We start from the raw sequence: 6,220 nt of genomic DNA, 5'->3' as shown, positions 1-6,220 counted from the left end.
CAGCCCTTTCAACGCGTTCATTTGTACTAGATTTTCTGCCAAAAATACACGCCCCCTCAACCCTTACACAATCAAATTCACGCTCAATTCTGTAAAAAAATGCTCGATTTAAGAGGCAATAAATTGACCGTTTTGGATGTGCGATCGCATAATCAAGTTCGATAGCTTAGAAGCATCATTTTTTGCCCCAGTCTGGGAGCGGGTTTCAGCCTTTGATTTAGTAGTTCATTTGTTCGCGTTGAAAGGGCTGGCATTGCCCACCCTACTAGAATGAAGCTTTAAAAGTAGGTCATTTTTTTAAATACAGAGATAAGGCATTTTCGCGTAAAATTGCAGTAGCGATCGCCTCCGCTTCATTCACTGTTAAATCTGAATCTTGAATTGCCTGGTCTAGAACTTCTGCTAATAGTTGGCGACCCCATTTTGCTCCCAAATAATACAACTCTGGAATTGAGTGAGCATCAGAGGAATACATGAGTTTACTAGTAGGAGCTAACTCTAGTAATTGCCTGATTGCCTCTCGCATTCCAGATACACTTAAAGATGGTACTGCCAAACCAAAATCTAAATAGACTTGGGGATAAACAGAAGCTAAATATCCAGCTTCTCGCATATAAGGATAAGCAGCGTGTAGTAATACTAAAGGCGCATGACGATTCTGGGGTAATTCTAAGAGCGATCGCAAGTGTAGAGGATTAGCTAATCGTAAATCTAAATCGGGGTCGCCAAACCCAGTATGTAATTGCACTGGTAGCTGATATTTAGCAGCAATCAATAAGGCTTGTTGCAGCAGAAAATCAATTAGAGGTTTATCAACCAGACGTAGTGGTTGATTAGTAAGCTGTTGTTTGATTGCGTAAAAGCGAGATGCTGCAACTTCAACAGTCACAGGCTGAACATCCAAACCAGTACGATAACAAACAATGCTCTTGAAGCCTATAACCCCAGGTGGTGGCGGGTCAATTTCGCTAGTGAATCTTGCAAGGAAAGTTTCAAAATCTTCTATTTGAGGAATTAGCTGTTCTGCTACCACCTCCAACCGCAGAATTCTTTGAACGGAAATCAATTTTTCATGCCATGAGAGGGGTAGGATACTCTCAACTTCCAATCCGTCATCTAAATAAATTGCTTCCAGGTTGGCAGTACGGAAATAAAGTCGTGTGAGATTTTCTAATCCTAAATCTTGCCGACGTGCTGCGATCGCACTTTCTTCTGCATCACATTCCAGTAAAGCCGCAATTTCCCGCAGACTGCGCCGATAAAATAAAGTGTGACGGGCATGATTGTTAACTATATCCTCGTCGTATCCTTCCGTAAAAGCTGCTGCATAAGGATAACGCGCAGCTACTTCCGGTCGAAGCAAGTTATGGGCGTGTTGGTCAATTAAGGGAATATCAGCAAGATTGATTCGCATATTCACTTAGCTGGGGAATGGGGGATAGGGGAAGGAGGACAAGGGAGACAAGGAGGACAAGGGAGACACGGGGGACAAGGAGGACAAATGGCGTTGTGAACTTATAATGTCTTTAGCCTTGGAACCTGGAAGTTTAACCTTTGAACCTGGGAGTTGAGCCTTTGAACTTGGAGATTGCGCCTTTGATCTCGGAAGTTGCACCTTTGAACTTGGAGATTGCGCCTTTGAGCTTGGAGATTGCGCCTTTGAGCCTGGAAGTTGCACCTTTGATCTCGAAAGTTGAGGCTTTGAACCTGGAAGTTGCGCCTTTGAGCTTGGAGGTTGCGCCTTTGAGCTTGGAGGTTGCGCCTTTATCTCGAAAGTTGAGGCTTTGAACCTGGAAGTTGCACCTTTGAGCTTGGAGATTGCGCCTTTGAGCCTGAAAGTTGCATCTTTAAAACTAACATTTCGACCTTGATCAACGACTAATGACAAATGACCAATGACAAATGACCAATGACAAATCAATATCTCTCTAATAAAAGCTTTACTTCTGCATCTAATTCCCAATCTTTCATTGCTTCCCACTCGGCTTGACGTACTGCCAAAAAAGCTTGTGATAATTTTGGATTTAAAGCATTTAACAAGATATTGTTTTGTTTGAAATGGTCTAGTGCTTCCCCCAGATTGGTTGGTAAGGGGTCAATACCATTGGCTGTACGTTGTTCAATTGGCAAGTTTCCGGGGTCTTCTGTTACAGGATTTGGGGGTTCTAGACCTCGCTGCACACCATCCAATCCGGCTGCAATTACTGCACCCAAAGCCAAGAAAGGATTAGCTGATGCATCCACGGTTTTCACCTCGAAATGGCTAGAACTTTCTAATCCTGGGTCGCTAGGTACTCTAACAGCGGCTTCACGGTTATCTAATCCCCAGCAACGGAAAGCACCACTCCAAGTATGAGGACGGATGCGGCGGTAAGAGTTAGGACTAGGGGTAGTTAATGCCATCAGTGCTGGTAGATGATGCAGTATCCCAGCAATAAATGCTCTTGCTATCTGGGAAAGACCGCAGACACCTTGAGGATCTGGTAGAAGATTTTGCCCATCACGCCAAAGGCTGAGGTGAATGTGACAACCGCTACTAGCAGCATCAGGGAAAATTTTGGGTAAGAAAGAAGCTGTAAGATGATGCTGACGAGCGATCGCTCTTACTGTCTCACGAAATCCAATCTGCCAGTTAGCTGCTCGTAAAGCATCGGTATAGCGCATCGAAATTTCCTGCTGACCGGGGCCGGATTCAGGGTAATACTGCTCTACAGGAATTCCTTGGGCAATGAGTGCATCGGCAATAGCATCAATGACTTCACGATTAATATCCATTGATTGGGTGGAAGCGAAAACCGTAGAGTCTGTAGGAACAATTCCCTCAGATGTTTGCCGTAGTAGGTAAAATTCGTTTTCAAATGCTGCTTGAATTTCTAAACCCTCACGTTTTGCCACCGCTATCATCTGCATCAAGAAATTTCGCGGACAAAACGCCCAAGGTTGCCCATCAAGTACCATGTTTCCCAGGACACGGGCATGACCGGGAGCATAAGGTAAAGCTGTAAGGCTAGACCAATCTGGTACTAAGCGGATTTCACCCACTGGTGCCAAACCACTGTTAGGAACGATCGCATCATACATCACAGGTATTCCCTGTTCTCCTGCGGATATGCCAACACCGTGTTCAAAATAGTGAGACAACATCTCTAAATGAACAGCTTTTCCGCGAATAATGTTGGCGTTATCGCACCAAAGAATGCGAACAAATTTGACGCCAGCTTCGTGCAGGGATTTTTTGACTTTCTTAAATGTATAGTGTTCAGCCATCACTCATCCCAATTTTTAATTTTAGAGTTTGGATTTTAAACTATAAATCTTTAGTACTAGGCTATTTTCCCACGCTTATCAAACTTCGCAGCAGTACCATAACATTCCTCAATCTATAACATCAGCAAACTTTCCCCGCCGCTTGGATACTCAAGAGTGCGCTTTTATTTTTATCGAGGTAAAGAAAACGCCCAAAACATAAAGCTACCTGAAATTGTCAGGAGAAGAGTGATAGCTATTTTTTTATTAATGTTCATTTCCAATTGTTGAATAAGAATCAAAGAACTCAATAATAATGGTAATAAAACCCCCATTTCAATCAACAAGTTACGGTAAAAATAATAATTTGATAAATTTATTTTCCCTGCGCTAGGCAATAACCCCAAAGGTAGTTTAAATCTTTGTAAGCTGAAGGGGTAGAGCAGTGGTAATGCCCCAACAGCAACTAGCAAATCCAGCACCAAATGTGAAAAAGCAGTCAAAATAACTTGAATTTTCATGAATTTGAATTCAGGTTCTCTGAACCTAGAAAATTTGAGAACAATTATTGTCAAGCAAGGCAAAATTGAGCAAAACAAAATTGAGTGAGTAATTCTCATGCCATCTGGTCTTAGGGCTGAACTTAGATAGTCGATATCTGGAAACCAGGCTACTAAAATCAACCAAATTAGCCAGACAAATGAATATGTTTGTCGGCGTCTAGAAAAGTAAAGACCAATTGCGGGAATACTGTGACCAATAAAGGAAGACATCTCACAAGCAGCAATTTTTAAAATTAGATTGTGATCTAGAAGGCAGTATTGTTCCAATTGCAGTTGCAATACCTCGCATATTTTATTTTTGATGGAGAATACTGCCTGCAAAGGAAGCTATTCTGAATCAGCTGTAGAATGTCAGCGACACAAACTTTCTAAGGAGAGACACGTGAGCATTTATCTCGATTCAGCAATAATCGCAGAAGCCCAGGCTGCTAAGGAATTGGGTTGGGTAAAGGGCATCACGACCAACCCAACTCTTTTGGCAAAAAGCGATTTACCAGTAGAGACTACACTCAAACGGCTGGCACAGTTGACTACAGGCCCGGTATTTTACCAGCTGATGTCCTCTGATTTTGATGAAATGCTGGCAGAAGGGCGAGCAGCTTTTGGAATCATTGGCAAGCAGACTGTATTGAAGATTCCGGCATCTTTGGTTGGCTTTCAGGTGGTTGCGGCATTATCAGGAGAAATTTCCTGTGCAGTAACAGGAATATATAGTGCTTCCCAAGCAGCTGTAGCTAGAGAGGGGGGTGCAAAATATGCGATCGCTTATGTGAATCGAGCTACTAAACTTTTAGGTGATGGAGTCGCCTTGGTGCAGCAGATGGCCAATGTGGTGGCAGGTAGCAATACAGAAATTATGGCAGCTAGTATCAAATCTCCCGAAGAAGCAGTAGCATCTCTACAAGCAGGTGCCCAGCATCTCACCTTACCTTTGAGTATGTTGCAAGCTATAACCACTCATGAACTCTCGCTGCAAACTATCGATGAATTTGCCAAAAATGGGCGTGGTATCTGGGTATCTTGTAAACTATGACCAAATAATTTGTAATTCGTAATTGAAGGGCAACAAATCCCAGTCCATTTACAAGTATCAACGTTAACGCCTTAGCAATACCACAACCAGATTAGGATAGAATTACAGGGCTTTTGAAAATAATGGCAGAAAAAATCACAGCTGTATTTGATGGCAAAGTGTTCTATCCTACTGAATCAATAGCCTTACCAGCCAATACTCGTGTACGGCTGAGTATCGAAGTTTTACCGCCGGAGAAACAGGAGAGTGTATCATTTTTAATGACCGCGCGATCGCTCCAACTACCAGGTCCGGCTGATTGGTCTACCAAACTTGACAAATATTTGTAATCCCAAACCGGCACAGTTAGTATTATTCCAGCAATCTGGAACAGCAGCAGGATGAGTATCTCTAACCCAAAATCTAAAATCCAAAATTGGTATAAGGTCTAAAAATTCAGCATGAGGTCTGAAGTCTTTCTTGATACAACATTTGCGATCGCCTTATCTGCACCGCAAGATAACTTGCATCGGCGCGCTGTCCATCTAGCTGAACTTTTAGAAACAGCAGGCACTCGCTTAGTGACAACACAAGCAGTGATGTTAGAAATTGGCAATATTTTATCTAAACAACCATTACGTCATGGGGCAGTCACGTTATTAAATGCCCTAGCAGCAGACTCTAAGGTAGAAATTGTACCTCTATCTCAGGAACTCTATGATAGAGCTTTCCAACTATATTGCGATCGCTCTGAGAAAGAGTGGAGGTTTATTGATTGCGTATCTTTTATTGTCATGCAATATAGCGGAATTACAGAAGCTTTAACTGCCAACGAACATTTTCTACAGGCAGGATTTCGGGCATTGCTGCGAGAAGAGTTGTCTTATTGAAGAGGACGCAGCAACACGGAGAAGGTGTTGCATCTGTGCTCGGTAATTCTTCATTTTAACTCATAACGCCCGCAGGCTGGAAGCCTGGGGCTATTAATACAAAGCCCACCTCCTTGGGCTATAAGGCTTTGTTCGATTAGCCGCACCATTCTATGGTGAGTCCAGTCGGCGGTGTCAGTTTCTGTCCCGTCGAACTGGCGTTCCCCGTAGGGGTTCTCGCAGAGTACCCGGAGGGTGACGGCGGTATTTCGGGATCATGAAGGGTCTGATACTAATTCACGAAAATCCTGATACACATAAGTTTTTCGTAGGGGTTTAGCATTGCTCATACGTGTCAACTTAACGTGAAAGCCTTGCCAAAAAGCGATTTTGAATTAAATCACTTACCATCAAAGATCCGCGTCACCCCACCCCGGTTTTGTCTAAAGCCAAAACCGCCCCTCCCCTTGCCAAGGCAGGGCTGTTTCATTCCCTAAAACAGGTAAAATTGCAAGTGTTGAGGGGAAAAA

General features: G+C 43.2%; 7 protein-coding genes. 4 read left to right on the top strand and 3 right to left on the bottom strand.

What is annotated here, in order from left to right; translation table 11 throughout:
* Window positions 1-289: 289 nt before the first annotated feature.
* Window positions 290-1,414: an amidohydrolase gene (locus BV372_RS14935; RefSeq protein WP_256973232.1), complete on the bottom strand. Its 1,125-nt coding sequence runs from the start codon at window positions 1,412-1,414 to the stop codon at window positions 290-292.
* A gap of 140 nt (window positions 1,415-1,554) precedes the next feature.
* Here BV372_RS14935 and BV372_RS14930 point away from each other — a divergent pair, with 140 nt between their 5' ends.
* Window positions 1,555-1,788 (top strand): hypothetical protein, encoded by a 234-nt coding sequence (locus BV372_RS14930; protein WP_086687287.1) that lies wholly within the window; start codon window positions 1,555-1,557, stop codon window positions 1,786-1,788.
* Window positions 1,789-1,917: 129 nt separating this feature from the next.
* On the opposite strand, the gene BV372_RS14925 is transcribed toward BV372_RS14930, so the two are convergent.
* Together BV372_RS14925 and BV372_RS14920 are read right to left on the bottom strand one after the other, a co-directional pair.
* Window positions 1,918-3,267, bottom strand: a complete 1,350-nt coding sequence (locus BV372_RS14925; protein WP_086687286.1) for a glutamine synthetase family protein — start codon at window positions 3,265-3,267, stop codon at window positions 1,918-1,920.
* A gap of 170 nt (window positions 3,268-3,437) precedes the next feature.
* Window positions 3,438-4,019: a metal-dependent hydrolase gene (locus tag BV372_RS14920; protein ID WP_086687288.1), complete on the bottom strand. Its 582-nt coding sequence runs from the start codon at window positions 4,017-4,019 to the stop codon at window positions 3,438-3,440.
* Between the two features lie 172 nt (window positions 4,020-4,191).
* Here BV372_RS14920 and BV372_RS14915 point away from each other — a divergent pair, with 172 nt between their 5' ends.
* The 3 genes from BV372_RS14915 (at window position 4,192) to BV372_RS14905 (ending at window position 5,711) form a co-directional block, all read left to right on the top strand.
* Entirely contained in the window at window positions 4,192-4,842 is a 651-nt protein-coding gene (locus BV372_RS14915; protein WP_086687285.1) for a transaldolase family protein, read from the top strand.
* Between the two features lie 122 nt (window positions 4,843-4,964).
* Window positions 4,965-5,171, top strand: a complete 207-nt coding sequence (locus BV372_RS14910; protein ID WP_086687284.1) for an antitoxin family protein — start codon at window positions 4,965-4,967, stop codon at window positions 5,169-5,171.
* 111 nt (window positions 5,172-5,282) lie between these two features.
* Window positions 5,283-5,711, top strand: coding sequence for a type II toxin-antitoxin system VapC family toxin (locus BV372_RS14905; protein WP_086687283.1), 429 nt, complete (start codon window positions 5,283-5,285; stop codon window positions 5,709-5,711).
* Window positions 5,712-6,220 lie beyond the last annotated feature (509 nt).

The organism is Nostoc sp. T09, from assembly GCF_002154695.1.
GTDB lineage: Bacteria > Cyanobacteriota > Cyanobacteriia > Cyanobacteriales > Nostocaceae > Aulosira.
This window is presented reverse-complemented; position numbering and strand designations above follow the sequence as displayed.

Coding starts and splice junctions, on each gene's coding strand:
- BV372_RS14925 (WP_086687286.1), bottom strand. CDS start 3,267: ATGGCTGAACACTATACATTTAAGAAAGTCAAAAAATCCCTGCACGAA.
- BV372_RS14905 (WP_086687283.1), top strand. CDS start 5,283: ATGAGGTCTGAAGTCTTTCTTGATACAACATTTGCGATCGCCTTATCT.
- BV372_RS14910 (WP_086687284.1), top strand. CDS start 4,965: ATGGCAGAAAAAATCACAGCTGTATTTGATGGCAAAGTGTTCTATCCT.
- BV372_RS14935 (WP_256973232.1), bottom strand. CDS start 1,414: ATGCGAATCAATCTTGCTGATATTCCCTTAATTGACCAACACGCCCAT.
- BV372_RS14920 (WP_086687288.1), bottom strand. CDS start 4,019: ATGTCTTCCTTTATTGGTCACAGTATTCCCGCAATTGGTCTTTACTTT.